General features: G+C 67.1%; 24 protein-coding genes. 7 read left to right on the top strand and 17 right to left on the bottom strand.

Annotated features, from left to right (window positions below; genetic code table 11):
• The first annotated feature begins 34 nt into the window (after nt 1-34).
• Nucleotides 35-2,401 carry a DNA translocase FtsK gene (locus tag ACO1P8_RS04825; RefSeq protein ID WP_486294777.1) on the top strand — a complete coding sequence of 789 codons (2,367 nt, stop codon included), beginning with the start codon at nt 35-37 and terminating at the stop codon, nt 2,399-2,401.
• Nucleotides 2,398-3,042 carry an outer membrane lipoprotein chaperone LolA gene (gene lolA / locus ACO1P8_RS04820; protein ID WP_486294776.1) on the top strand — a complete coding sequence of 215 codons (645 nt, stop codon included), beginning with the start codon at nt 2,398-2,400 and terminating at the stop codon, nt 3,040-3,042. Before ACO1P8_RS04825 ends, lolA begins: the two co-directional genes overlap by 4 nt.
• Here lolA and ACO1P8_RS04815 read toward each other — a convergent pair whose 3' ends face one another.
• From ACO1P8_RS04815 to ACO1P8_RS04805, 3 genes are all read right to left on the bottom strand, one after another.
• Nucleotides 3,043-4,170: a CaiB/BaiF CoA transferase family protein gene (locus ACO1P8_RS04815; protein ID WP_486294775.1), complete on the bottom strand. Its 1,128-nt coding sequence runs from the start codon at nt 4,168-4,170 to the stop codon at nt 3,043-3,045.
• A 23-nt stretch (nt 4,171-4,193) separates the two neighbouring features.
• Nucleotides 4,194-5,180: a Bug family tripartite tricarboxylate transporter substrate binding protein gene (locus tag ACO1P8_RS04810; RefSeq protein ID WP_486294774.1), complete on the bottom strand. Its 987-nt coding sequence runs from the start codon at nt 5,178-5,180 to the stop codon at nt 4,194-4,196.
• Nucleotides 5,181-5,325: 145 nt separating this feature from the next.
• The gene (locus ACO1P8_RS04805) at nt 5,326-6,987 is read right to left on the bottom strand and encodes an acyl-CoA dehydrogenase family protein (protein WP_486294773.1); all 1,662 of its coding nucleotides are present in this window, start codon (nt 6,985-6,987) and stop codon (nt 5,326-5,328) included.
• Nucleotides 6,988-7,107: 120 nt separating this feature from the next.
• Between ACO1P8_RS04805 and ACO1P8_RS04800 the strand changes: the two genes are divergently transcribed.
• Entirely contained in the window at nt 7,108-7,995 is an 888-nt protein-coding gene (locus tag ACO1P8_RS04800) for a LysR family transcriptional regulator (RefSeq protein ID WP_486294772.1), read from the top strand.
• 218 nt (nt 7,996-8,213) lie between these two features.
• Here the strand turns inward: ACO1P8_RS04800 and ACO1P8_RS04795 are convergent, their stop codons facing one another.
• The 9 genes from ACO1P8_RS04795 to ACO1P8_RS04755 form a co-directional block, all read right to left on the bottom strand.
• Nucleotides 8,214-8,636 (bottom strand): RidA family protein, encoded by a 423-nt coding sequence (locus ACO1P8_RS04795; protein ID WP_486294771.1) that lies wholly within the window; start codon nt 8,634-8,636, stop codon nt 8,214-8,216.
• An 18-nt stretch (nt 8,637-8,654) separates the two neighbouring features.
• Complete coding sequence (locus ACO1P8_RS04790) at nt 8,655-10,121, bottom strand: N-acyl-D-amino-acid deacylase family protein (protein ID WP_486294770.1); 1,467 nt, start codon at nt 10,119-10,121, stop codon at nt 8,655-8,657.
• A gap of 4 nt (nt 10,122-10,125) precedes the next feature.
• A complete protein-coding gene (locus ACO1P8_RS04785) occupies nt 10,126-10,998 on the bottom strand; it encodes a MurR/RpiR family transcriptional regulator (protein WP_094843353.1) in 873 nt (290 codons plus the stop codon).
• 31 nt (nt 10,999-11,029) lie between these two features.
• Nucleotides 11,030-12,073, bottom strand: coding sequence for an ABC transporter ATP-binding protein (locus ACO1P8_RS04780; RefSeq protein ID WP_486294769.1), 1,044 nt, complete (start codon nt 12,071-12,073; stop codon nt 11,030-11,032).
• Nucleotides 12,073-13,080, bottom strand: a complete 1,008-nt coding sequence (locus ACO1P8_RS04775) for an ABC transporter ATP-binding protein (protein WP_486294768.1) — start codon at nt 13,078-13,080, stop codon at nt 12,073-12,075. Before ACO1P8_RS04775 ends, ACO1P8_RS04780 begins: the two co-directional genes overlap by 1 nt.
• A 3-nt stretch (nt 13,081-13,083) precedes the next feature.
• Entirely contained in the window at nt 13,084-13,953 is an 870-nt protein-coding gene (locus ACO1P8_RS04770) for an ABC transporter permease (protein WP_486294767.1), read from the bottom strand.
• Nucleotides 13,953-14,894 carry an ABC transporter permease gene (locus ACO1P8_RS04765; protein WP_486294766.1) on the bottom strand — a complete coding sequence of 314 codons (942 nt, stop codon included), beginning with the start codon at nt 14,892-14,894 and terminating at the stop codon, nt 13,953-13,955. The genes ACO1P8_RS04770 and ACO1P8_RS04765 overlap by 1 nt, the downstream gene beginning before the upstream one ends.
• Before the next feature lie 21 nt (nt 14,895-14,915).
• Nucleotides 14,916-16,472 carry an ABC transporter substrate-binding protein gene (locus ACO1P8_RS04760; RefSeq protein ID WP_486294765.1) on the bottom strand — a complete coding sequence of 519 codons (1,557 nt, stop codon included), beginning with the start codon at nt 16,470-16,472 and terminating at the stop codon, nt 14,916-14,918.
• A gap of 92 nt (nt 16,473-16,564) precedes the next feature.
• A complete protein-coding gene (locus tag ACO1P8_RS04755; RefSeq protein ID WP_486294764.1) occupies nt 16,565-17,848 on the bottom strand; it encodes an amino acid deaminase in 1,284 nt (427 codons plus the stop codon).
• A gap of 287 nt (nt 17,849-18,135) precedes the next feature.
• Between ACO1P8_RS04755 and ACO1P8_RS04750 the strand changes: the two genes are divergently transcribed.
• Entirely contained in the window at nt 18,136-19,476 is a 1,341-nt protein-coding gene (locus ACO1P8_RS04750) for a replication-associated recombination protein A (RefSeq protein WP_486294763.1), read from the top strand.
• Nucleotides 19,477-19,518: 42 nt separating this feature from the next.
• Nucleotides 19,519-20,865, top strand: a complete 1,347-nt coding sequence (gene serS / locus ACO1P8_RS04745) for a serine--tRNA ligase (RefSeq protein WP_486294762.1) — start codon at nt 19,519-19,521, stop codon at nt 20,863-20,865.
• Nucleotides 20,866-21,006: 141 nt separating this feature from the next.
• Here the strand turns inward: serS and ACO1P8_RS04740 are convergent, their stop codons facing one another.
• Entirely contained in the window at nt 21,007-21,336 is a 330-nt protein-coding gene (locus ACO1P8_RS04740; protein WP_486294909.1) for a virulence factor, read from the bottom strand.
• 432 nt (nt 21,337-21,768) lie between these two features.
• On the opposite strand from ACO1P8_RS04740, the gene ACO1P8_RS04735 reads away from it, so the two are divergent.
• Entirely contained in the window at nt 21,769-22,014 is a 246-nt protein-coding gene (locus tag ACO1P8_RS04735; RefSeq protein WP_094843341.1) for a hypothetical protein, read from the top strand.
• A 44-nt stretch (nt 22,015-22,058) separates the two neighbouring features.
• Complete coding sequence (locus ACO1P8_RS04730) at nt 22,059-22,328, top strand: hypothetical protein (protein WP_486294761.1); 270 nt, start codon at nt 22,059-22,061, stop codon at nt 22,326-22,328.
• Between the two features lies 1 nt (nt 22,329).
• On the opposite strand, the gene ACO1P8_RS04725 is transcribed toward ACO1P8_RS04730, so the two are convergent.
• The 4 genes from ACO1P8_RS04725 to ACO1P8_RS04710 are packed head-to-tail and all read right to left on the bottom strand — an operon-like array spanning nt 22,330 to nt 26,775.
• On the bottom strand, nt 22,330-23,025 hold the full coding sequence (locus ACO1P8_RS04725; RefSeq protein ID WP_486294760.1) for a molybdate ABC transporter substrate-binding protein: 696 nt from the start codon (nt 23,023-23,025) through the stop codon (nt 22,330-22,332).
• 59 nt (nt 23,026-23,084) lie between these two features.
• Nucleotides 23,085-25,259: a xanthine dehydrogenase family protein molybdopterin-binding subunit gene (locus tag ACO1P8_RS04720; protein ID WP_486294759.1), complete on the bottom strand. Its 2,175-nt coding sequence runs from the start codon at nt 25,257-25,259 to the stop codon at nt 23,085-23,087.
• Nucleotides 25,256-25,789, bottom strand: a complete 534-nt coding sequence (locus tag ACO1P8_RS04715; RefSeq protein WP_486294758.1) for a (2Fe-2S)-binding protein — start codon at nt 25,787-25,789, stop codon at nt 25,256-25,258. The genes ACO1P8_RS04720 and ACO1P8_RS04715 overlap by 4 nt, the downstream gene beginning before the upstream one ends.
• A 5-nt stretch (nt 25,790-25,794) precedes the next feature.
• Nucleotides 25,795-26,775 (bottom strand): Bug family tripartite tricarboxylate transporter substrate binding protein, encoded by a 981-nt coding sequence (locus ACO1P8_RS04710; protein ID WP_486294757.1) that lies wholly within the window; start codon nt 26,773-26,775, stop codon nt 25,795-25,797.
• Nucleotides 26,776-26,790 lie beyond the last annotated feature (15 nt).

Raw genomic sequence — 26,790 nt, 5'->3', positions numbered from 1 at the left:
TAGGCAAAGTGAATGCCCAATTATAATGAGGCCTATGCCGCGTATTTCAACCGCTTCCCCGCGCGCTTCGCGCAACACGCGCAATGGCCCGTCGCCGTTGCAGATCCGAATTTCCTCTTTGCTGCGCGAAGCCCGGTGGATACTTTTCGCCGCCATGGCCGCATGGCTGACCCTGGTGCTGGCCACATGGAGTTCCGCCGATCCCGGCTGGTCGCATTCCGTGCCGGCGGGCGTGGTCCACAACAAGGGCGGCACCCTGGGTGCCTACCTGGCCGATATCCTGCTCTATTTGTTCGGATTTTCCGCATGGTGGTGGGTGGTCCTGCTGCTGCACCGCGTGCGGGCGGGCTATCGGCGGCTGGCCGGCCATCTGCGTGCCCCGGGCGGCAATCTCGAACCCCTGCCCCGGGTGCGCTGGGAGCAGGGCGTGGGCTTCGGCATGCTGCTGCTCGGCTCGATGGGCCTGGAGGCGTTGCGCCTGTATACCTTGGGGACGCATCTGCCGGGAAGCGCGGACGGCGGCAGCGGCGCGGGCGGCGTCATCGGGCATACCCTGGCGCAGCAGCTGTCCAGCGCCGTCGGTTTTACCGGCGGGACGCTGGTGTTCCTGGTGTTGGTCGCCACCGGGCTGAGCCTCTTCTTTTCCTTCTCCTGGCTGGCCATTGCCGAGCGCGTCGGGGGCTTCATCGAAGGCCTGATGCGGCGCGCGCGCGCCACCGTGGACGCGCGCCAGGATCGCAAGCTGGGCGAGGTGGCGCAGGCCGCGCGCACCGAACAGGTGGTCGCCAAGCAGGAAAAACTGGTGCACGAACAACCCGTGCGCATCGAACCGGCGATTACCGTGGTGCCCAAGTCGGACCGGGTGCAACGTGAAAAGCAGCAGACGCTGTTCTCGCCGCCGGATGGCGAGGGCGACCTGCCCACCATCAGCCTGCTCGACCCGCCGCCCGTGATGCAGGAGACCGTGTCGGCGGAGACCATCGAATTCACCTCGCGGCTGATCGAGAAAAAGCTTGCCGATTTCGGGGTCACCGTCACCGTTGTCGCGGCGCAGGCCGGCCCGGTGATCACGCGCTACGAAATCGAGCCCGCCACCGGCGTCAAGGGCAGCCAGGTGGTGAACCTGGCCAAGGACCTGGCGCGCGCGCTCAGCCTGGTCAGCATCCGCGTGGTCGAGACCATCCCCGGCAAGAACCTGATGGGGCTGGAATTGCCCAATCCGCGCCGCCAGATGGTCAAGCTGTCGGAAATCCTGGGGTCGCAGACATATCACGCCAGCGCCTCCACCGTCACGATGGCCCTGGGCAAGGACATCGCCGGCAACCCGGTCGTCGCCGATCTGGCCAAGATGCCCCACTTGCTGGTGGCCGGTACCACCGGTTCGGGCAAGTCGGTGGGGATCAACGCGATGATCCTGTCGCTGCTGTACAAGGCCGACGCGGCCCAGACCCGGCTCATCCTGATCGATCCGAAGATGCTCGAAATGAGCGTCTACGAAGGCATTCCGCACCTGCTGGCCCCCGTGGTCACCGATATGCGGCATGCGGCCAACGCGCTGAACTGGTGCGTGGCCGAAATGGAAAAGCGCTATCGCCTCATGAGCAAAATGGGCGTGCGCAACCTGGCCGGCTTCAATACCAAGATCCGCGACGCCATCAAGCGCGAGGAGCCCATTCCCAATCCGTTCTCGCTGACGCCGGACCAGCCCGAACCGCTGCAACCCTTGCCCACCATCGTCGTGGTGATCGACGAACTGGCCGACCTGATGATGGTCGTGGGCAAGAAGATCGAGGAACTCATCGCGCGCCTGGCACAGAAGGCGCGCGCGGCCGGCATCCATCTGATCCTGGCCACGCAGCGTCCCAGCGTGGACGTCATCACGGGCCTGATCAAGGCCAACATCCCGACCCGCATCGCCTTCCAGGTATCGTCCAAGATCGATTCGCGCACGATCCTGGACCAAATGGGCGCCGAGACACTGCTCGGGCAGGGCGATATGCTTTACATGCCGCCCGGCACCGGGCTGCCGGTGCGCGTGCACGGCGCCTTCGTGTCCGACGACGAAGTCCACCGCGTGGTCGAACACCTGAAGGCGCAGGGCGAACCGAACTATGTCGAAGGCCTGCTGGAAGGCGGCGTCGAAGGCGAAACGGGCGACGGCGTGGGCAGCGTCACGGGGTTCACGGACAGCGAGTCCGACCCGATGTACGACCAGGCCTGCGAAGTGGTGCTCAAGCATCGCCGCGCCTCGATCTCCCTCGTGCAGCGGCATCTGCGCATCGGCTACAACCGGGCGGCGCGCCTGCTGGAACAAATGGAGCAGGCCGGCATGGTCTCCGCCATGCAGTCCAACGGCAACCGCGAAATCCTGGTCCCGGCGTCCGCGCGGGAGGAAGCATGAACCGACTATCACGTCGTCTGGCCGACCTGGCATCGGCCGCGGTCCTGTCCCTGTGCATGTGCCTGCCGGCCCATGCCGCGGCGACCGCGCAGGAACAGCTGCATGCTTTCGTATCGTCCGTCACGGCGGCCACCGGGTCTTTTACCCAGGCGACCACGGGCGGGCAGCAGTCGCAGCCGCGTCCGCCGCAAAGCGGCACGTTTTCGTTCCAGCGGCCCGGCAGGTTCAAGTGGTCCGTGCAGAAGCCCTACGAACAGTTGATCATCGCCGACGGCAAACAGGTCTACCAGTACGATCCCGACCTGGCCCAGGTGACGGTGCGCAAGGTGGACCAGGCCATCGGCACATCGCCGGCGGCCATTCTGTTCGGGTCCGGGTCTTTGGAGCAGTCCTTCGATGTGTCGGCCCTCCCGGCCCGGGATGGACTGGAGTGGCTGCGTGCCAAGCCGCGCACGACGGACGCGGGTTTCTCCCGCGTCGATATCGGTTTCAAGGACAACCAGCCGGTACGTATCGAGCTGCTGGATGCCTTCGGCCAGACCACGCGCGTCGACCTCTCGAATATCGTGCCCAATCCCCACATCAGCGCGCAGGATTTCCAGTTCACGCCGCCCAAGGGCGTGGACGTGGTCAATATGTGATCAGTCCATGTCGAAGTCCGTGCCTGGCGTCAGCGGGGCATGGCGATAGCTGGCCGGCGTGCGGCTCAGTTTGACCGGCGCGCCCAGGCCCCGGTAATCGTCGCCGATGCCTACGACCATGCCGCGGTGCGCGGTGTGTGGATGGTTCAGCGCGGCATCCATGTCCAGCACGGGCGCGGCCGGTACGTTGGCGGCCATCAACCGGTCTACCAGGCTGGCGGCATCGAAGGCGGACAGCGCCGATTCCAGCAGCGTCTTCAGTTCGGCGCGATGCGTCGATCTTCCCCCCGGCGTGGCGAAGCGCTCGTCCGTGGCCAGCGCCGGGCAGCCCAGTACTTCGCACAGCGTGCCGAACTGCCGGTCGTTGCCGATAGCCAGGAACAGCGGTTCCGTGGCGGTCTGGAAGGTATCGTAGGGATAGATGTTCGGATGCGCGTTGCCGGTCCGGCGCGGCTTGCGTCCATCCATGAACCAGTTCGCCGCATGGGGATGCAGCAGCGACAGCCCGCTGTCGTACAGCGTTGCCTCGACGAACTGCCCCTTGCCGCTGCGGTGGCGTTCCTGCAGGGCCAGCAGCACGCCGATGACGGCGTTCAGCCCGGTCACCATGTCGACCACCGGCAGGCCCACCCGCAACGGTTCGCCGCCGGCCTCGCCGTTCACGCTCATGATGCCGCTCATGGCCTGTACCGCCGCGTCGTAGCCCGCCAGGCCGCCGAGCGGCCCATCGGCGCCGAAGCCGGAAACGCGGCACCAGATCAGCCGCGGGAAGCGGCGCGATAACGCGTCATAGCCCATGTCCCAGCGTTCCATGGTGCCGGTCTTGAAGTTCTCGACCAGCACGTCGGTATGTTCCAGCAGCTCCAGCAGGCGATCGCGGCCGGCGGGGCGGGACAGGTCCAGGTGCTGCACGCGCTTGTTGCGGTTCAGCCCCATGTAGTACGAGGCCACGCCGTCCTTGAACGGCGGTCCCCAGGTGCGCGTATCGTCGCCTTGCGGCGGCTCGATCTTCAGCACGTCGGCGCCGTGGTCGCCGAGTATCTGGCCGCAGTACGGGCCGCCCAGGATGCGCGAGATATCGAGTACACGGATGCCGGCCAGCGCGCCGGTGTCGGGGATAGAGGCCATGGGGCTGCTCCGGATTGGCCGTATCAGTTCAGCGGGATGCCGGACGACTTGATGACCTTGGCCCACTTGGATTTTTCTTCCGCGATGAACGTGCCCAATGCCTGCGGCGTATGGTCGGGCGCGGCTTCCAGGCCTTGCGAGGCGAACAGCGCCTTGACCTTGTCGGAATTCAAAGCCTGGACGAAGGCCTTGTTCAGGGTGGCGATGCGGTCCGGCGGCGTACCGGCGGGCACGACGATGCCGAAGAAGACGCTGACGTCGTAGCCGGGATAGCCTTGTTCGGCGACGGTGGGCACATCGGGCAGCGCGCGCGAGCGCCTGGCCGTGGTGACGCCCAGGGCGCGCAGCTTGCCGGATTTGATGAAGGGTTTGGCGGTCAGCACATCGGTGAAGCTCATGGCCACGTGGTCGCCCAGCAGGTCGTTCAGCGCCGGGCCGGTGCCCTTGTAGGGAATGTGCAGGAAGTCCGTGCCGGCCAGGGCATTGAACATCACGCCGGCCAGATGGGAAGACGCGCCGGTGCCCGACGACGCGAATGCCAGCTTGCCGGGATGGGTCTTGGAATAGGCCACGAGTTCCGGCACGGTCTTGGCGGGGATGCTGGGATTCACCACCAGGATGTTGGGCAGGTAGCCCACGTAGATCACGGGCGCGTAGCTCTTGACGGGATCGTAGTTGATCTGGCTATACAGGCTGGAATTGATGGCCAGCGGTCCGGACGTGCCGAACATGAGCGTATAGCCGTCGGGCTGCGCGCGTGCCACGTACTCCGCCCCGATGTTGCCGTTGGCCCCGGCACGATTCTCCACGATCATGGGCTGCGGCAGGTAGTGGGAAATTTCGGTGGCGAGGGTGCGGCCCATGGCGTCGGTGGGGCCGCCGGGGGGATAGGGAATGACCAGCGTCAAGGGCTTGGACGGGAATGTTTCGGCCTGGACAGGCGCGGCGCCAACGGTAGCCAGCGCGGCGCAGGCGGTGGACAGCAGGGTCAGGAAAGTGCGCTTGTGCACGGTTTGTCTCCGGTGTTGTTGTAGTCATGCCGTCATGCCATGACGGGGTACAGCAGGGCCGCGGATACATCGGATGCGGCGGTAGGGCGATAGAGCAATACAGCGATACAGCAATACAGCGATATGGCGGATACCCCGGGTGCGCTCAGTGCCATGACTCCGGCAGCTCCCCGGTGGCCAGCGGGTCCCTGGGCAGTACGCGATGCAGCAGGGCCAGCTGCGCCCAGCGCAGGCGGTCGGCCGATCCGGTCGACACCGCTTCCCAGCTCATCGCGATGGCGCTCGTGCAGTGATACAGCGCCGAGGCCGCCTGGCGCGCCAGCACTTCGCCGCCGTCGCGCGCGGCGGCTTGCGCCAGCATGCAAGCGCCCTCCAGCGCCAGGCGCAGCGCCTGGGCATAGTCCGGCGCCAGGTCCGTGCCGTCGAGCAGCGCAAGATTGTGCGCCTTCAATACGGGCAGCGAGTTTTCCCGCTTGATGGCGCGGATCACGTCCAGCGCAACGATATTGCTGGTGCCTTCCCAGATCGAGCCCAGGTGCGCATCGCGCAGCAGGCGCGGGTCGCTCCATTCCTCGATATAGCCGCAGCCGCCGCGCACCTCCATCGCGTCGCCCGTCACCTTGCGGGCATCGCGGCAGGCGCGGAACTTGATCAAGGGTGTCAGGATGCGCAGCAGGGCATAGGCATCCGGCTCCCCGGCATCCGAACTGGCCAAGGCCCGCGCCGTCTGGAACACCATGGTGCGCGCCTGTTCGGCCGGCACGCGCAGCTTGTCCAGTTGGCGCCGCATCAAAGGCATATCGCACAAGGGACGGCCGAAGGCGCGGCGTTCGCGCGCCACGAATTCCGCCTCGGCTACCGCGCGGCGCATCAGGCCCGCCGCCCGCACGCCGTTGGACAGCCGGGAGTTGTTCACCATGTCGGCCATCTGCACGAAGCCGCGTCCCGGCTCGCCGACCAGGTAGGCCACCGCGCCTTCCAGGCGGATCTCGCCGCTGGCCATCGAGCGCGTGCCCAGCTTGTCCTTCAGGCGGATGATGCGGTAGCGATTGGCGCTGCCGTCCGGCAGGCGGCGGGGCAACAGGAACAGCGAAACGCCCTTCAGGCCGTCCGGCGCGCCATCGGGGCGCGCCAATACCATCGCCAGGTCCGCATCGGGATTGGAACAGAACCACTTGTCGCCATGCAGCCGCCAGTCGCCATTCCCGTCGCGCTGCGCCGATGTGGCCGTGGCAGCGATATCGGAGCCGGCCGCCTGCTCCGTCATGAACATCGCGCCTTGCGCCAGTTCGTCGAAATCCAGCGAGGTCAGGCGGGGCAGATAGCGCTGTACCAGTTCGGGATCGCCGAACTTGCGCAGTGTGCGCGTCAGCGAATCCGTCATGGAAACCGGGCAGCACAGGCCGAACTCGGATTGCACGAAGAGGTAGGTCAGCACGTACTTGACGATGGGCGGCATGGGGCCGCGCCAGCCCAGCGTTTCGGTCCGGTGCGACATCGCGCCCAGGCCGAACTCGCTCAGCGCCAGCCGCTCCATTTCGACATAGGCGGGGTGCTTCAGCACGCGCTGTTCATCCAGCCCGCTGCGGCTGCGCATTTGCAGGGTAGGAGGATTGCGGTCGGCGATCCCCGCCAGATCGTCCAGCCGTCCACCGGCCAGTTCGCCCAGGCGGGTGAAGTGCGGCGTCATGTGTGCCAGCACGTCCGGCGCGAGGTACAGCGGCAGCAGGGCCTGGAGCTGGTCGTCGCAGGCGTAGAAATTTTCGCCATGGCGGTCCGGTACGGGATGAGGGGCGGCTGCCTGCATGCCGGTGTCTCCTTGTATGGGCTTATGGCGCCGATTCTAGGTCCGCACGTGATAGGTATCCAATATTGAATATGTCTTGTACGATCCGATCTGTATATCGTCGCATGGGCTCCCGTCGCCATGGAACTGCGCCACCTTCGCTATTTTTCCGTGCTGGCCGAAGAGCTGCACTTCGGCCGTGCCGCGGCACGGCTGGCGATTTCGCAGCCGCCCTTGTCCGTGGCGATACGCCAGCTGGAGGACAGCGTCGGCGCGCGCCTGTTCGAGCGCAACAGCAAGGAAGTCCGGTTGACGGCTGCGGGCCAGGCCATGCGCCTGTCGGCACGCAAGATCCTGGCGCAGGCGGAAGAGGCGGCGCTGGAGGCGCGCGACGCGGCTGCGGGCCTGATCGGCAATCTGCGTATCGGCTTTGTCGGCGCCATGCTGTATCGCGGCCTGCCGCAGGCCCTGCGCGGATTCCAGGCGCGCTATCCGGGCGTGCGCATCAAGCTGACGGAAATGAATTCCGGCGAGCAGATCACCGAGCTGATGCACAACGGGCTGGATCTGGGTTTCGTGCATACCAGCCGCATGCCGGAGGAACTGGAAAGCCGCCTGCTGGTATCGGAACCGTTCGTGTGCTGCCTGCCCGCGCGGCATCCGCTGGCGCGCAAGGCCAGCGTGCGCCCGGCCGATCTGCGCGCCCAGCACCTGGTGCTGTTCAGCCAGGGCGTATCGCCGGATTACCACGACCGCATCCTGTCGATCTGCGCCGAGGCGGGATTCCGTCCGCAGGTCAGGCACGAGGCGCGCCACTGGCTGGCCGTGGTGTCGCTGGTATCGCAGGGGTTGGGCGTGGCGCTGGTGCCGCAGGCGCTGCGGCACTCGGCCCTGCGGGGCGCGGTGTTCCGTCCGCTGGCGGGCGCGCGCGCCCGGTCCGATGCCTATGGCGTCAGCCGGCGCGACGCCCGCAACCCCCTGATCGGCCGCTTGCTGGACGAATTCGGCGAAACGCCCACCCAGGCCTGACCCCTGCCACCCACGCCGCATGAAAGAGGTGCAGCCGACCAGGGGTCCCGAAGATCCGGCTCCACCGGTCCCCCAGCGTCGCCCCCTTGAGGGGGAGGCGCGTAGCGCCTCGGGGGTGGGCCTACCCCCCCCAAAAAAAAACAGGTGTTGCAGATCCGGGACGCCGAGGATCCGGCTCCGCCGGTCGTCTGGCGTCGCCCCCCTGGGGGGGGAAGCGCTCAGCGCTTCGGGGGGGGTCTATACGCCACGCAGTCGATTTCGACCTTCGCATCGACCACCAGGCGCGTCTCCACGCAGGCGCGGGCGGGCGGGTTCGCGCCGAAGTAGGACTTGAACACTTTGTTGAAGGACGCGAAGTCGCGTGCGTCGGCCAGCCATACGCCGCAGCGCACGATGTGTTCGGGGCCATAGCCGGCGTCGGCCAGGATGGCCAGGAGCTGTTGGATCGCCTTGTGCGCCTGCGGCACGATGCCGCCCTCGGTGACCTCGCCATCGTCCATGGGGACCTGGCCGGACACGTACAGCCAGCCGTCGGCGGCCACGGCGCTGGAGAATGGCATATGGGTGCCGCCACCGCCGGTGCTGCCGCCCGCGCCGTAGCGGGTGATGCCGTTGGCGTCGGGTTTGGGGGTATCGCTCATGGAAGCTTCCTCGCTGGTTCAGTGATTCAACAGGGGGTAGCCGCCGCGCAGGTCGCCCTGCCGCGGCAGCCAGCGGCCGGCGCGGTCGCCGGTCGCGGCGCCGTGCCAGTAGGACAGCGCGCCGTTGACCCATACCGCGTCGATGCCGGCGCAGGCCTGCTCCGGCGCATCGAAGGTGGCGCGGTCCATGACCGTTTCCGGGTCGAACAACACCAGGTCCGCCCAGTTGCCTTCGCGGATCAAACCGCGATCGCGCAGGCCGAAGCGCGCGGCCGACAGCCCGGTCATCTTGTGCACGGCCTCGGCCAGCGGAAACAGGCCGACGTCGCGGCTGTAATGGCCCAGCACGCGCGGGAACGCGCCCCACAGGCGGGGATGGGGATGCGGGTCGTTGGGCAGGCCGTCCGAGCCGATCATCGTCAGCTTGTGGGCCAGCACGCGGCGCACGTCGTCCTCGCGCATGCCGTGATACACCGCGCCGGCGGGCTGCAGCCGGCGGGCGGCGTCCATCAGCGGTACATCCCAGTCGCGCGCGATATCGGCCAGCTTGCGCCCGGCCTGTTCGGGATGCGGAGCGGACCAGGTGATATCGATGTCGAAGTCGTCGGTGACCTGCTTCAGGTCCAGCGTGGAAGAGCTGGCGGAATAGGGGTAGCAGTCGCAGCCGACGTGCTGCATCCGGCCCGCGCCTTCCAGGCTGGCCAGGACTTCGGTGGTGCGCCCCCAGTTGCCGGCGCCGGCGCATTTCAGGTGCGAGATGACCAGCGGCACGCGGGCATGGCGCGCGACGTCGTAGGCCTCGTGCATGGCCTCGATGATCTCGGCGAATTCCGATCGCAGGTGCGTGGTGTACAGGGCGCCGAACTCGTCCAGCACTTGCGCCAGCGCCTTGACTTCGTCGGTGCTGGCGCTGAAGGCGGAGGCGTAGGCCAGCCCCGTGCTCAGCCCGATGGCGCCGTGGGCCAGGGCATCGCGCAGCTGCGCGCGCATCGCCTCGATCTCGGCCGGCGTGGCGACGCGGTCCAGGCGGTCCATGTGATTGTTGCGCAGGGCGGTATGGCCGATGAGGGCAGCCACATTGACGGCGGGCCCGGCGCGGTCGACCGCGGCCGTATAGTCGGCGAACGTGGGGTATTGGAAGTCGTCCTCGCGGCCCAGCAGGTTCATCGGGTCCGGCACTTCGCCGCGCAGCCGCGCCGGCGATGCGCTGATGCCGCAATTGCCCACCACCACGGTCGTCACGCCCTGCGAAAGCTTGGGCAGCATATCGGGGGTGCGGATGACGTTGGTGTCGTCGTGCGTGTGCACGTCGATGAAGCCGGGTGCCAGTACGCGGCGGCGTCCGTCGATCCGGGTCCGTGCCGGCACGTCGTCGGCTACGCCTATCGCCGCGATGCGGCCTTCGCGCAATGCCACATTGGCCTGGAATTCGGCCGCGCCGCTGCCGTCCAGCACGCGGACGGGGCCGATCAGGGTGTCGTACATCGTGTCAATCTCCAAGCGGCAGGCGGTTGGGCCCGCCGCGGTATTCGTCCAGCGCCAGCTTGATGCGGCGCAGGCGGTCGCGGGTTTCCTCTTGCCGCGCCATGGCCAGTTCGGTGGCCAGCAGATCGATGGCCAGCATCATCGCGTAGCGCGACGACGATGGCTTGTAGATGAAGTCGGTTTCGTCGGTGCGCACGGGGATGACCACATCGGCCAGTTGCGCCAGTGGCGCGGTGGCGTCCGTCAGCGCCACGATGCGCGCGCGGTATTGCTTGACGATGCGTGCGCCGGACAGCATTTCCGGGGTCAAACCGGAGGCCGACAGCATGATCACCGCGTCGCGCTCGTCCAGGGTGGCGGCGACCATGCGCAGCAGCACGGCGTCGCTATAGGCCGCCACGGGATAGCCCAGGCGGACCAGGCGCGACTGCATTTCCTGCGCCAGTACCGCGGATGCGCCCCCCATGCCGAACACATAGGTCATGCGCGCGCCGCGCACGATCTCCATCGCGTCCTCGAACAGGGTTTCCGTGTAAAGCGGCAGATGGGCGCGCAGCGTGCTTTCGATGTCCGCGTAGATGCGCGCGTAGAAGGTGCTTTCCTCCGCCGGCACGCTGCGGTCGAGAAAGCGCGTGCCCACGGCGCTGGCCTGGGCCAGTTTCATCTTCAGGTCGCGCGTATCGTCGCAGCCCACCGAACGCGCGAAGCGCGAGATCGTGGCGATGCTGACGCCGGCCTTGCCGGCCAGCTGGTCCACCGTGGCGCCGGCCGCCATCGCGATGTCGTCCAGGATGGCGTCGGCGACTTTGCGTTCGGTCGCGCTGAGCGTATCGCGGCAGCTGCGGATCTGGTAGACGATGTCGCGGATCTGGGTCATGGCGGTTCTTCGTGGCAACAGGGGCTGGCCTTCAGGCCAGTTCGGCGGCGCGCAGGCAGGCCACCATCTGGCCGCCGCCCACCGCTTCGGGCTGCGGTACGGTTTGGGCGCAGGCGTCGATCGCGTGCGGGCAGCGCGTGCGGAACACGCAGCCCGAGGGCGGATCCACGGGGCTGGGGATATCGCCTTTCAATAGGATGCGGTTGCGTGGCGCGCGCGGGTCGGGCACCGGCGCCGCCGACAGCAGGGCGCGAGTATACGGGTGCCGCGGAGCCGTATACACCCGGCGCGTCGGCCCGCTTTCCATGACCCGGCCCAGGTACAGCACGACCACTTCGTCGCAGAGGTAGTTCACCACCGCCAGGTCGTGGGCCACGAACAGCATGGCCAGGCCAAGGTCGCGCTGCAGGTCCTGCAGCAGGTTCAGCACCTGGGCTTGCACGGAGACGTCGAGGGCCGATACGGGTTCGTCCGCGACGATGAAGTCCGGCTCGACCGCCAGGGCGCGCGCGATGCCGATGCGCTGGCGCTGGCCGCCGGAAAATTCGTGCGGATAGCGCCTGGCGTGGTCGGCGTTCAGCCCGACGCGCGTCAGCAATTCGGCGATGCGCTCATGCCGGCGGTCGCGCGCCAGTTTGTGTGTGTCCAGGGCCTCGCCCAGGATCTCGGACACGGTCATGCGCGGATTCAGGCTGGCATACGGGTCCTGGAATACGATCTGCATACGGCGGCGCCAGGGCAGCATGGCGCCCTCGTCCAGTCGGCTCAGGTCGGTGCCGTCGAACAGCACGCGGCCGCCGGTGGCGGGCAGCAGGCGCAGCAGCGCGCGGCCGGTCGTGGTCTTGCCCGAACCGGATTCGCCGACCAGGCCGACAATCGAATTGCGTCCGACGTCGAAGCTGACGCCGTCGACGGCCTTGACGACGGGCGCGCCGCGGCGCGACGAGGTGGGGAAATGCACCCGCAGGTCCTGCACGCGCAGCAAGGGGCGGGCGTCGCCGGATTGGCCGGCATCGGCCGCCGGGCCGTTTCCGGCGGTGCGGGCATGGGCGGAGGCGTCGGTCATGGCGTCCATCAGGCAGGAATCACTTTGATGCAGCGCGCGCGGTGGCCTCCGCGTACGTCGGTCAGGTCGGGCACCGCCCGCGTGCAGGCTGCGGAAGCCAGCTCGCAACGCGGCGCGTAGGTACAGCCGGCCGGCAGGTCCAGCACGCTCGGCACGTTGCCCGGGATGGCACGCAGGCGCTCGCCGCTGGCGAGCAGGGCGTCGGTCGGAATGCAGGAGAGCAAGCCGCGCGTGTAGGGGTGGCTGGGGCGTTCGAAGAGGTCGTAGACGTCGGCATCCTCGACGACGCGGCCGGCATACATGACGGCCACGCGGTGGGCGATTTCCGCCACCACGCCCAGGTTGTGGGTGATGAACAGGATGCTCATGCCCGATTCGGCCTGCAGGCGGCGCAGCAGGTCCAGGATCTGCGCCTGCACCGTCACGTCCAGTGCGGTCGTGGGTTCGTCCGCGATCAGCACGGAGGGGTTGCAGGCCAGCGCCAGGGCGATCATCACGCGTTGGCGCATGCCGCCCGACATCTGGTGCGGATATTCGTGCACGCGCCGCGCGGCGGCGGGGATCTCGACGCGTTCGAGCATTTCCCGCGCGCGGCCCAGCGCGGCGGCGCGTGTACCGCCTTCATGCTGCAGCACCGCTTCGGCGATCTGGTCGCCCACGGTGTACAGCGGGTTCAGGCTGGTCATGGGCTCCTGGAAGATCATGGCGATCTCCTTGCCGCGGATGTCGCGCATGCGCGCCGCCGATGCCTTCGCCAGGTCGTGCTCGGCGCCGTCGCGGCCGCGAAAGCGGATGCTGCCCGACTCGATGCGCCCGGCCGGCTTGGGCAGGAGGCCCATGATGGACAGGCTGGTCACCGATTTGCCGGAGCCCGATTCACCGACGATGGCCAGCGTTTCGCCGCGCGCCAGGTCGAAGGTCACGCCGTCCACCGATCTGGCGATGCCGTCACGGCTATGAAACCACGTCTTGAGTCCTTCCACCGAAAGAACGACGTCGCGTGTGCTTGCCGTCATGGCTTACAACTCCTTGCGCAGGCGCGGGTCCAGCACGTCGCGCAACCCGTCGCCCACCAATTGCAGGGACAGCACCGACAACACGATGGCGATGCCCGGAAAAATCATGATCCAGTCCGCCGATCCCATGTACTGCTGCCCCGCGTTGATCATGGTGCCCCAGGTCGGGATATCGGGCGACACCCCCACGCCCAGGAAAGACAGGCCCGCTTCGGCCAGGATGGCGTAGGCGAAGATGAACGTGCCCTGCACCAGGATGGGGGAAACCAGGTTGCGCAGCACGTGCACGGCGACGATGCGGCGGGTCGGCACGCCCAGCGCGCGCGCGGCCTCCACGAACGGCAGTTCGCGGATCACCAGCGTGGACGCGCGCACGATGCGCGCCAGGCGCGGCGTATAGACGATGCCCAGCGCGATCACGACGTTCAGTACCGAGGGGCCCAGCGCGGCCACCAGCGAGATCGCCAGCAGAATGTCCGGGAAGGCCATCATGGCGTCGATCAGCCGCGATACGAATTTGTCGGCGCGGCGGAAGAAGCCCGCGATCAGCCCCAGCGCGATGCCCAGTATGCTGGACAGCACCACCACGGAAAAGCCCACCGTCAGCGACAGGCGCCCGCCGTAGATGACGCGGCTGAAGACGTCGCGGCCGAAATCGTCGGTGCCGAACCAGTGTGCGGCGCCGGGCGGTTTCAGGCGGTTCACGATGGACAGCTTGAAGGGATCGTAGGGGCTGATCAACGGCGCCAGCAGGGCGGCGCCCACCAGCACGATCAGGACGATCAGGCTCAGCAGGACGGTCTTGCGCGCGACCAGCAGGCGCAGCACCTGCCAGCGTTCGCCGCCGGCTTGCGAGGAAATGGCCATGGACATCAGTAGCGCACCCGCGGGTCGACCGCCAGATAAAGCAGGTCGATGAGTAGATTGATCAGTACGTAGATCGCCGCGACGACCAGCAAGGCGCCCTGGATCACAGGATAGTCCCGGCGCAGCACCGCGGACACCACCAGGCTGCCCACGCCGGGCAGGCCGAATACGGTTTCGGTAACCACCGCGCCGCTGACCAGCAGGGCCGTGGTCAGGCCCAGGACGGTCAGGATCGGGATCAGCGCGTTGCGCACGGCATGCTTGACGATCACCTTGCGTTCCGGCAGCCCCTTGGCGCGCGCCGTACGCACGTAGTCGTCGCGCAGCACGTCCAGCATGCTGGCGCGGATAAAGCGCGTGATCAGCGCGGAATTGACCAGGCCCAGCACGACGGCCGGCAGGATCAGATGGCTGAGCCGCGTGCCGAACGAGGCATCCGGCCCGCCATAGCCCGACACCGGCAGCCAGCCGAGCTTCACCGCGAAGACCTGCATCAGCAGCAGTCCCAGCCAGAAGCTGGGCACGCTGGAGGTAAACATCGAAAAGCTCAGTACGGACTGGTCCAGCGCGGTGCCCCGCCTGACCGCCGACAGGATGCCCACCGGCAGCGCGATGGCGGTGGCGATCAGCAGCGACATCAGCGTCAGCCAGAAGGTCGGCTCGGCGCGATCGGCCAGCGCCGACAGCACCGGCTTGTTCAGGAAGATGGATTGGCCCAGGTCGCCGCGCGCCAGCTGGCCCAGCCACGTCACGTATTGCACGGGCAGTGGCCGGTCCAGTCCCAGGCGCGCGCGCAGGGCCGAAATATCCTGCTGGCTGGCCTCGGGACCGAGCATCACCGCGGCCGGGTCGCCGGGCGTGATCCGGATGATCACGAAGACGATCGTGGCCACCAGGAACATGACGGCGACCAGGCCGACCAGGCGGTTGAATAGATAGGACAACACAGGGAATCCTCGATGCGCCGCTTACTTCGACGCCTTCCACGCATTCCAGAAGTACGGCCAGGGCGCCGGCGTCACGCCTTCCAGCGCGGGCGACTTGGCCGCCACCGCGTTGAAGTCGCCCACTTTGATGAAGGGCACTTCATCGAATATGGCCTGTTGGACGTCGCCCCAGAGCTTGACGCGTTCTTGCTGCGACGTGGCGCGGTTGAAAGCGTCCAGGACCTGGTTGCGGCGCGGCGTGTCCCACCATCCCGGTGAGTTTTTCGATGGGAAGTCGATCAGCGCCGGTTCCGGCAGGAAGGGGCTGTGCGTGATGAAGATGTCCCACAGGGCGGGATCCTGGCGGCGCTGCGTCAGCGTGGCCCAGTCCACCACCTGCATGTCCACCTTGAAGCCGGCCTGCTTCAGGTATTCGGCGGCGACCAGGGCCATCTTGTAGTGGAATTCGTACTGCTGGCTGGTCAGGATACGGATGGTGCGGTCGGGAATGCCGGAGGCGGCAATCAGTTTCTTGGCGCCCTCGGTATCGCCCTTGTTGTAGGCCTTGGTGCCGCGATCGGTGTACCAGGGGTAGCCCTTGGGATACATGGCGCCGTCGACCGTGTAGTAATCCGTGCTGCCGAAGGCCGCGGCCAGCATGTCCTCTTCGTTCAGCGCCATTTGCACGGCCTGGCGCATCTTCAGGTTGGACATGATGCCCTGCTTGGTATTCAGGACGAGGCGGGGCCAGCCGAAGGGCTTGAGCAGGACGGCCTGCGACTTGCTCGACTTCAGCTTGCCGGCGGATTCCACGGCGATCGAATCGACGTAGTCGTACTGGCCGGCCACCGCGCTTTCCAGCCGCGTATTCGCGTTGGGCACCGGCACGAAGCGGATTTCGTCCAGGTTCTGTTCGCGCGCGCCACCGTAGCCGTCGGGCTGGCCGGCGCGGGACTTATAGCCTGGAAAGCGCACCAGTTGCAGGTATTGATCGGGCACGCGGGCCTTGACCATATAGGGACCGGTGCCGATGTAGTCGGTGATCGTCGCCGCGATTTTGCTCTTGGGCATGATGACCGCCGCGGCGTTGTTCATGGCCAGCAGTGCGGTCAACGGCGCATAGGGCTGCGTCAGGCTGATGCGCACGGTGTGGTCGTCGGCCGCTTCGATGGCCTTGATCAGCGGGGCGGTCTGCTTGCCGCGCGTGGCCGTGGTGGTCCAGCGCTGCAGCGATGCGATAACGTCATCCACGGTCATCTTGCTGCCGTCATGGAAGCTGACGTCGGTCCGCAGGGGTATGGTCACGGTCAGGCCGTCGGCACTGACGGTGGGCAGCGCCTGCGCCAGCAGCGGCGTCAGGTTCCACTTGGCGTCGAAGGTGTACAGCGTTTCGTAGATGTGCTGGCTGATCATGCCGACCAGGTCGGCGGTGCTGGCCATCGGATCCAGCGTCGGCGGCTCGCCGATGGTGGCTACCGAGATCGTGCCGCCCTTGACGGGCGCTGCGTGCGCGGGGCCGGCCAAAGCGGCCACGCCCAGCGCGGCCGCCAGCAGAAGGGTTTTCAGCCCGTCGCGGCGACGGGAGACCAATGCGTTCATCGGGTGTGCTCCAGAAGGTCAGGACGGACGGTGCCGCCGGGCGGAAGATTGCAGATCGGAAAGCGGTTGCAGCGACGGCGCCGACAGCGCGGTCAGAAAAAGGTTTGCGCGATATCCACCACGCGGTAGTCGTCGTCCACCAGCAGGACCTGCTTCCATTTGTCGAAAGTCAGGCAGGGATGGGAGATGTCGAAGCCGATCATGTCGCCGACCTGGATGTCGTCGCCATCGGCGATGCGCATGAATGCGTGCTGGTCCATCATCGCGGTGACTTCCCAGCCGGACGGGGCCGGCGAGGGGGCCGCGCCGCCGCGCGATGCGGCGCCCGGGCGGAAGTGCCGCGCGGGCACGGGCAGGCCCGCGTCGAAGGCGGCGTCGCGCTTGCCCATGCCGATGATGGCGCGGCCCGGTTCGGGCAGCGATTGCACATACGCCCAGACCTGCAGCGCCGGCATCAGGCCGGGCGCCATGCCGCGGGCCACATCGTTGTCGCGGCCGATGCGTTCGGCGGCGCCGCGATAGATGCCCACGTCGTGGCTGAGATAGCAGCCCGGCCGCAGCACGATGTCCAGCGGGCGGCCGATGTCCAGGCCGGAGAACTCCTGCGCCACGACATCGAACCACGCGGACCCGGCGCCGGTCAGGATTGCCGTGCCCGCCGCCAGCCGGCCCTGCGTCTGCAGGCCGCGCAGGGTGGACACCGCGCGGCGCAGGAAGTCGCGGATGCTGTTCTCGTCGGACAGCACGCCTTCGTACAGTTCCACGCCGGCCAGCGCCAGCGAGCCCGGCCAGCGCGCCACTTCGTCGGCCACGCGCTGGAGCGCGGCGTCGTCGCGCACGCCGGTACGGCCGCCGGGCACACCCAGTTCGACCAGCACCCGCAGCACGCGGCCCTGTTCGGCGAAGTATTCGCCCAACCGCGCGATATTGGCCGGGTCATCGACCAGGCAGCAGAATTCGAAGGACGGATCCTCCAGCATCCGGGCGACCAGCGCCATGTTGGCGCGGCCGACCAGCTGGTTGGCCATCAGGATGCGCCGCACACCGTACCGGTAGGCCGCATGGACCTGCGGCGCGGTGGCCAGCGTGATGCCCCAGGCGCCGTGTTGCAGCTGGCGATGGAACAGGGCGGGGCTCATGGTCGTCTTGCCGTGCGGCGCCAACTGCACCTGGTAGGCGCGCATGAATTCCTGCATCCAGGCCAGGTTATGGCGGACACGGGACTCGTAAAGGACGGCCGCGGGCAGGCTGACATCTTCGGCCAGCAGGTTCCAGCCCAGGCTGGCGGCCTGGGCCGGCGTACAGCCGGCCGGAAGGGAACCGAGACCTTTTCCGACGGGGTCGAGGGCGGGATAGGAAAGCTGGGAATCGGTCATGGCGCCACCGCCGTGAAAATTTTTACCGGAAAATCTGTTTTTTGCGATTATCCTGAAAATTATTTACATGGCGCCAGCCGGGGTTTACCCGAAGATGCCCATGCCGCGCCGGTGCCGTTTCCGTTTCATCCAAAGCCATTGCCATTCGCGCACCCGGCCCGGTCGGGAGCACCTTCTGCGGTATCAACCGGCCGGCCTGCACACATGGGGCGGCGTGCCGCTTGCGTGCGCGGTGGTTCGCCCTCATATCTGGTGTAATACTTCTCCGATTCTGTCTCCTTTTCCCCATGAGCAACGATCTGTTCGCCGCGGACCCGGCGCAGCGGGCCCACGTGCCGCTGGCGGAACGCCTGCGTCCGCGCACCCTGGACGATGTCGTCGGGCAATCCCATCTGCTGGGCGAAGGCAAGCCGCTGCGCGTGGCCTTCCAATCCGGGCGTCCTCATTCCATGATTTTCTGGGGCCCGCCGGGCGTGGGCAAAACCACGCTGGCGCGCCTGATGGCCGATGGCTTCGACGCCCAGTTCATCGCCATTTCGGCCGTGCTGGGCGGCGTCAAGGACATCCGCGACGCGGTCGCGGTGGCCCAGGTCGCCCAAGGCCAGGGGCGCCGCACCATCCTCTTCGTCGACGAAGTCCACCGCTTCAACAAGGCTCAGCAGGACGCCTTCCTGCCCTATGTGGAAAGCGGCCTGTTCACCTTTATCGGCGCCACCACCGAAAATCCCTCTTTCGAGGTCAATTCCGCGCTGTTGTCGCGCGCCCGCGTGTATGTCCTGCAATCGCTGACCGCGCAGGAACTGATGCAGCTGATCGATCGCGCCCTGGTAGAGTTGAATGCCACCTTTCCCGACGACGCGGCCATGCGCTTTGACGACAGCGCGCGCGAACAGCTCGCCGGCTGGGCCGACGGCGATGCCCGCAGGCTGATCAACGCCGTCGAAGTCGTCGCGGAGTCGGCGCGTACGGCGCATCGCGACATCGTCGACGCCGAATGGCTGGAAACGTCGCTATCGCAAAACCTGCGCCGCTTCGACAAGGGCGGCGACGCCTTCTACGACCAGATCAGCGCGTTGCACAAGTCGGTGCGGGGCTCGGACCCCGACGCCGCGCTGTACTGGTTCGCGCGCATGATCGATGGCGGCGCGGATCCCCGCTATCTCTCTCGCCGCCTGGTGCGCATGGCCATCGAGGATATCGGCCTGGCCGATCCGCGCGCGACCGAAATCGCCCTGAACGGCGCCGATATCTACGAACGCCTGGGTTCGCCGGAAGGCGAACTCGCGCTGGCGCAGACAGTCGTCTACCTGGCCTGCGCGGCCAAGTCCAACGCGGTCTACAACGCCTACAACGCCGCGCGCCGCTACGCAGAGGAACACGGCAGCGCGCCGGTGCCCCTGCATCTGCGCAACGCGCCGACCAAGCTGATGAAGCAGCTAGGCCATGGCCACGCCTATCGCTATGCCCATGACGAGCCGCACGGCTATGCCGCCGGCGAGGATTATTTCCCCGACGGCCTGCATCCCACGTTCTACCGGCCGACCGACCGCGGCCTGGAAGCTAAAATCCAGCAGAAGCTGGCCTTCCTGCGCGATTTGGACGCGCAGGCCAAGTCCGGCGAACGATAGGGCCCATGGCCCCGCCTTCCCCAACTCCGCCCCCAGAGAACCATGCTTGACCCCACCCTGCTGCGCAAAGACCTGCAAACCGTCGTCGACCGGCTCAAGACCCGTGGCGTCCAATTCGATATGGAACGCTTCAATGCGCTGGAATCGCGCCGCAAGTCCGTGCAGACAGAGACAGAGTCCTTGCAGGCACGGCGCAATGCCCTGGCCAAGCAGATCGGCCAGCTCAAGGCCAAAGGGGAAGACGCCAGCGCCGTGATGGCCGAATCGCAGGCCCTGCCTGCGCGCCTGAAGCAGTTGGAAGAAGACCTGGCCGACGTGCAGGAATCGCTCACCGATCTGCTGCGCGTGGTACCCAACCTGCCGCATCCCAGCGTGCCGGTCGGTGCGTCCAGCGACGATAACGTGGAAGTCCGCCGCTGGCTTCCCGCCGAGGCCGGCCCGGACGGCAATCCCCCGCCTTTGCCTTTCGAAGCGAAGGACCACGTCGCCGTCGGAGAGCCCCTGGGCCTGGATTTCGATACGGCGGCCAAACTGTCGGGCGCGCGCTTTTCCTTCATGCGCGGCCAGATCGCGCGCCTGCATCGGGCGCTGGCGCAATTCATGCTGGATCTGCACACCGGCCAGCATGGTTATACGGAATGCTATACGCCCTACATCGTCAACAGTTCCACGCTATACGGCGTGGGCCAGTTGCCGAAGTTCAAGGACGACATGTTCTGGGTGACCAAGGGGGGCGCCGACGACGACCCCCGCGTGGATGACGCAGGCAAACCGTACGTCCGCGAAGACCAATACCTGATTTCCACGTCGGAAGTCACGCTGACCAGCGTCGCCCGCGACGCCATCCTGGCCGATGGCGACCTGCCCCTGAAGCTGACGGCCCATACGCCCTGCTTCCGTTCGGAAGCGGGCAGCGGCGGCCGCGACACCCGCGGCATGATCCGCCAGCACCAATTCGATAAGGTTGAAATGGTGCAGATTGTGCAGCCGGAAAAGTCCTATGCGGCCCTGGACGAGATGGTCGGCCACGCCGAGCGTGTCCTGCAACTGCTGGGGCTGCCGTATCGCGTCATGCTGCTGTGCACGGGCGACATGGGCTTCAATTCCGCGAAGACTTTCGATCTGGAAGTCTGGCTGCCCGCCCAAAACACCTGGCGTGAGATCTCATCCGTATCGAATTGCGAGAACTTCCAGGCGCGCCGGATGCAGGGGCGTTTCCGCAATGCGCAGGGCAAGCCGGAGTACGTCCATACTTTGAATGGCTCCGGCCTGGCGGTGGGCCGTACGATGGTTGCCGTCCTGGAGAACTACCAGCAGGCCGACGGCACGGTGCTCGTCCCCCAGGCCTTGCAGCCCTATATGGGGGGCGTATCGGTACTGCGTCCCTAAGTCCACGGGAACCGGCTCGCCCGCTGCCGTTGCCCCGTTCGGGGGCCTGGCCGCAACCCAAAAACAAACCCGCCGAGGCGGGTTTGTTTTTGGGCCGGATGGCGGCTCCGTTATGGGCGGGAATTGCCTCCCGCCGGGGGATCAGTGGTGATGGCCCTTGCCGTGATGGCCATCCCAGCGCTCGTGATAGTAGCGCGGGCCGCCATGGTAACGGGGACCATAGTAAGGGCCGGGGTAATAGTAGGGCCGCGGCGCGACATAGACCGGGCGGGGGGCCACCACCACAGGGGGCGGCGCCACGTAGACCGGGGGCGGCGGGGCCACATAGACCGGGGCGGGCGCGGCATAGACCGGGGCGCCGACGATCAGCGGCGGAACGCCGATGGAAATCCCTACATCCACACGAGCCATCGCGACACCCGAGGCCAGCAGGGCGGCGGCGCCAAGACCAGAGACTATCCAACGTTTGATCATGATGTTCCTGCGCTTTGCTGCCATGGCAGCTGTGGAAAATGACGGCCCCATTGTCGGGGAAAACGCGAGGCCGCGCCTGCCGTGCAAGCCATCAAAAGGCGACAATCCGCTACATCGACCGGCGCGTTATGTGTAATTTTGGGGTTTTGTGGTTTTTCGTGTGGCAAATTGCCGGAAGTATCCCCAGGTGCGAAATGGGGTGAAACAGGTGTGCTCATCCGTAGGCTGCGCCGCCGTATTCATACACCGTTACAAAGACCGGCCCGGATGCGGCGGTATGCCGACGTTTTTTCGCCCGAATGGCATTCGTACTCAGAAAATCTTTATCGCTTTTGGTTTCCAAGCCGCAATAAAGGCGTCCCGGTTGGCGCGGCAAAATGCCGCTCACTGGCCGCCATCCCGGCGAGCTGCTCACTCAAGGGAGTTCACATGGAGACTCGTACGGTCAATGGATTTCGTGTGCGTTGCGCGGTGGCCGCCGACGAGGACCGCAAATACCGGGTGCAGGTGTGGACTCGCAAGATCGGCGTCAATGCGCCGGAGAAGTGCTGGACGCTCGCAGGTGGCCGGGCCTTCGCGTCGCAGGACGAAGCGGAACGCAATTGCCGCCAGCTGTTCCAGGGCATACGCGGCGTGCGCTACAACGGCGAACCCGAGTATTCGCGCAACGGGTAATTTGGCCGTTACACTGCCGCTTTTCGTCCGAAGGCGGCCATGCGATGGCGTATGAAAGTCTGTTCTGGGGAATGGCCACGGTAGTGGCCATCGCCATTTTGGGCGGCGCATTATGCGCCCGCGCCAGTCGTCTCCGGGCCACCCTTACCGGATGCGCGGCGCTGGCGGTCTTGAATGGCGGTGGCGTGTTGTTCGCGACGCTGACCGGCGACTTCATGGACCAGGCGCCCATCCTGGCGGTGGCCGCCTTCATGTTCACGCTGGTCATAGGCGTCGCCGCGGCCCTGGCCATGCGACGCCTATTGCACAGATAGTTCAGACCACGAATCCGGCCTGCCTGCGCAGCGGCAGGGACTCCGCGCCGCCCAGCGCCTCGACGAAGGCCCTGGCGCCCGCCGGATCGGCCGCCTTGCTGCAGCATGCCGCCGTGTATACGGTGCTCAGGCCATATTCCTTCGGCAGTTCCCCCACCAGCGTGACGCCCGGCGTGTACAGGATCTCGGTCACCTGCGTGCAGCCGATCATGCCGTCGCCTGTCGTCCTGGCCAGTTCGCCCATCGCCACGGCGCCGTTGGGATACTCGTGTATGCGGCCCGTCAGGGCCCCGTCCAGTCCCAGCCTGCGCAGCACGTTGGCGATGTGCTGCCCGGCGGTCGACTGCTGCAGATGGGGCACGTACAGCCCGCGCGCCGCGGCCAGCGTGGCCTTCAGCGCGTCGCCGTCGTCAACGGCGACGGCCGGCTCGCCGGTACGCACGGCCACGCCGGTTTCGACCCGTCCCAGCGGACGGGCGCTGCCGGCGACCACGTGCCCCTGCTTCTCCAGGTCTTTGATCAGCGCATCGGAAAGAATGATCACATCGCAGGCCGCGCCGGCCAGCAACTGGTCGCGCATCGTGCCCACCGCACCGAAGCTGGCTTGCAGCGTGGCGCCGTGGCGTTGTTCGAACTCGGCTTGCAGGCCGGTGACGACGGCTTTCGCGGCTCCGCCGCTGAAGAGGTTCAGTTTCATCCGTATCCTTGGTTGATTCCGGGTTTTCTTCCGCGCGGTATCGCGCGCGGATCTTGGTTTCAGGGCTCGTCTTCCATGGCGGCGGCGATGCGTTCGAAGGTCAGCGGCAGGTCGCGGACCCGCACGCCCAGGGCGTCGAAGACGGCGTTGCCGATCGCGGCCGCCGTGGGGCCGAGCGATCCTTCCCCCGCACCGACCGGGTCGTCGCCGGGATGCTGCACGATGGCCACTTCCACTTCGGGCACCTGCGAGAATCGCAGCATGGGGTAATCCTGCCAGTTATCGCCCAGCATACGGGTGCGGTCGAAGCGCGCCGCCTCCATCAGGGTCCAACTGACCGCCTGCAGGGCGCCGCCCTCGATCTGCTGCCGCACGCCATCGGGGTTGATGACCAGGCCGACGTCCACGGCGATCCACAGGCGTCGCACGCGTACCTGCTCCTGCACGTCGACATCCGCGATCACGGCGCAGTAGGCGCCGGTATTCTTGTAGCGCGCGAAACCGATACCCATGCCCTGGCCTTCGCCGCGCGGCTCGATACGGGGTTCCCAGTTCGCCATCGCGGCGGCCTGTCGCAGGACGGCGATGCCTCGCGCATCGGCCAGGTGTGCCAGGCGGTAGGCCAGGGGGTCGGCGTGCGCCGCGCGTGCAAGTTCGTCCATGAAGGACTCGATGGCGAAGACGTTGCCATAGGCGCCGAGCGCGCGCAGGGACGATGTCCTCAGGGGAACATCCAGCACGCGGTGGCACAGCACATCCGTGGTCTCGAATCGATAGATGGGTTCGGCGTTGCGATCGGCGCCACCGCCCGCCGCGCGTGGCGCATCCACCGAATGCAGTCGTTCGAAAGGCCGCTCCAGGTACCAGGAGCCCAGCAGCGTCGGCGTGGACGAACGGCCGGGCCGCAGGCCGTGGCCGGGACTCCATAGCTCATGCCGCCACGCCACGATGCGGCCGTCCTCGTCCACGTCCGCCCGCAGTTCGATCGACATCGCCGGGCCATGCGGCGACCAGTTCAGTTCGTCGGCGCGAGACCATTGCACACGCACCGGCCGCCCCGGACAGCGCCGCGCCAGCCAGGCCGCGTCGTAGGCGACGTCGTCCGCGCCGTTGTGCCCATAGCAGCCGGCGCCCTGGACGTGGCGAACGACAATGGCCGTCTCCGGCAATGCGAACGCCAGGCTCAGGTCCTTGCGCAGATTGAAAATGCCTTGCGTATGGCTCCACACCTGAAGCGTGTCCTCGCCGGCCAGCGCCAGCGCGCAGGACGGGCCGATGGAGCCGTGCTTGATGAACGGCTTGCTGTACGCTGCGCGGAACGTCCTGCGCGCGGCCCCCGCCGCAGGGTGGGCTGCGGCGCCCGTGCCGCTTTCGCGATCGGGGGCGGTGTCTCGCGCGTTGCCCAACCGCATGTCCACCGTGCGCAGCGACTTGAGCCATGCGGGTAGCGCATCGACGTCGGGCAGCGTGGCCCGCTCGCGCCAGCGGGCGGACCTGGCCAGCGCGGCGGCGGCCCGTTCGGCCAGTGCCTCGGTTTCGGCCACGACGCCGGCCAGCGAGCCATCGCGGCACACCGCCAGGATGCCGTCCCACGCCGAGACGCTGTCCGCGTCCCAATCCAGCAGCTCCGCATCGGGCGATGGTGGGCGCACCATGCGTCCGTGGGCCATGCCTGGCAGCGCCAGGTCATGAATAAAGCGGAACTGTCCGAAGACTTTCTCGGCGATGTCGGCACGCGCTTGCGCGGTGCCGACGATGCGATAGGCATCGCGCCGCCTGGGCGCGATCTGCGGGCTTGCGGCACGGTCAAGCAGCGCCTCGTCGGCCAGCTCCCAATACGCCGCCAGCCGCACGCCGCCGCAATGAATGGCGCCGTCGATCACGGTCAGGGTATCGACGGCGACGCCATGCCGCGCCGCGGCCGTCTCCAGCAGAATCGCGCGCGCCTGCGCGCAGGCGTGCCGCAAGGCGGAGCCGGAGTGCTGGATGGACAGGCTGCCCGAGGTCACGGCTTCGTCGGGGCTGTTCGCCGTATCCGCGGGCACCATGCGGATGCGGTCGAACGCGACGTCCAGCTCCTCGGCGGCGATCTGCGCCAATGCCGTCAATATGCCCTGGCCGATCTCTACTTTCCCGGAGCGGACTTCGATATGGCCGGACGGATCCACGCGCAGCCAGGTCGACAGTCTGGCGTTGGCCTGCAGGCTGGGCGGCAGGGAAGGGGGCGTTGTCATCGGGATTCGTCTCCCTGGCCGTGATCCGCGGCGTCCACATCGCGCCGGTCAGGCCCGCCTGCGCTGCCGTCGGCCGCGCGTCTTATCGCCTTGATGACGCGCAGCTGCGTACCGCAGCGGCACAGGTTGCGTTCCATGCCCTCGCGGATCTGGACATCGGAGGGCAGCGGACAACGCTGCAGCAGCGCGGCACCCGCGATCAGCATGCCCGATGTGCAGTAGCCGCATTGCGCGGCCTGTTCCGCGATGAACGCGGCCTGCAGCGGGTGGGGGTCGCGCGGCGTGCCCAGGCCTTCGGACGTCACCACGCGTTTGCCCGCGACCGCCCACATCGGCGTATCGCAGGCGGGAACCGCGCGGTCGTCCAGCAGCACGAAGCAGGCACCGCATTCGCCGGAGCCGCAGCCGTAATGGCTGCTTTTCAGGTCCAGGTCATTGCGCAGCACATCGAGCAGCCGCCGCTCGCCATCCACGCTTAGCTGCGCGGGGCGGCCGTTCAAGGTGAAAGCGATCGCGGCGTACTCTGCCATGACGCTCAATCCACCTTGATGTTCGCCGACTTGACGATCGCGCCCCACTTTTCGATGTCGCCCTTCAGGAAGTCGGTGAACTGCGCGGGCGTCATTTTCATCGGCGTCACGCCGCTCTTGGCCCATACCGCCACGATCTGCGGATCGCTGACGATCTTGCCGATCTTCTCGTTCAGAAAGTCGACCACTTCCTTGGGCGTATTCTTCGGCGCCAGCAGGCCCAGCCACAGGGTGGCCGTGTAGCCCTGCACGCCGGCCTCGGCCATGGTGGGCACCTCCGGCAGCACGCTGGAGCGCGTATTGCCCGTGGTGGCCAGCGCCCGCACCTTTTTGGTCTGAATCAGGTCGGTCATCGTGCTGACGGCGTCGAACATCATATCGACCTGGCCGCCGAGCACGTCGGTGCGCGCGCCGCCGCTGCTCTTGTAGGGGATGTGGACAATATTCACGCCGGTCAGGCTTTTGAAGAGTTCGCCGGCCATGTGGTACGGCGTGCCGGTGCCAGACGATGCGTAGTTGAGCTGGCCCGGCTTGGCCTTGGCCGCCTTGATCAACTCCTGCACGCTGTGGACCGGCAAGCCATCGCGCACCACCAGTACCAGCGGCGCTTCGTTCACCGGCGCGACCGCCGTGAAGTCGCGCATGAGTTCATACGGCTTGTTGTGCAGCAGCGTTTCGTTGACCGTCTGCGTATTGGACATCATCAGCAGCGTGTAGCCGTCGGGCGCCGCTTTCGCGACGTATTGCGTACCGATCACGGCGCCGGCGCCGGGGCGGTTCTCCACCACGAAGGATTGACCGGTTTCCTGGCCCAGTTGCTGCGCCAGTACCCGGGCGTAGACATCGGCCGATCCACCCGCGCCGAACGGCACGATGATCGTCACGGGGTGATCGGGGTAGGGCGCGGCCGCCGCCGGCGCGCTCATGCCGACGGCCGCGCATGCGGCAAGGCTTGCGGCCGCCAGGCCGCGCAGGAAGGTCTTCATCGATGTCTCCTCGGA

Source organism: Bordetella sp., assembly GCF_057362025.1.
The sequence above is the reverse complement of the archived record's forward strand: the minus strand, read 5'-3'. Positions and strand labels throughout refer to the sequence as shown.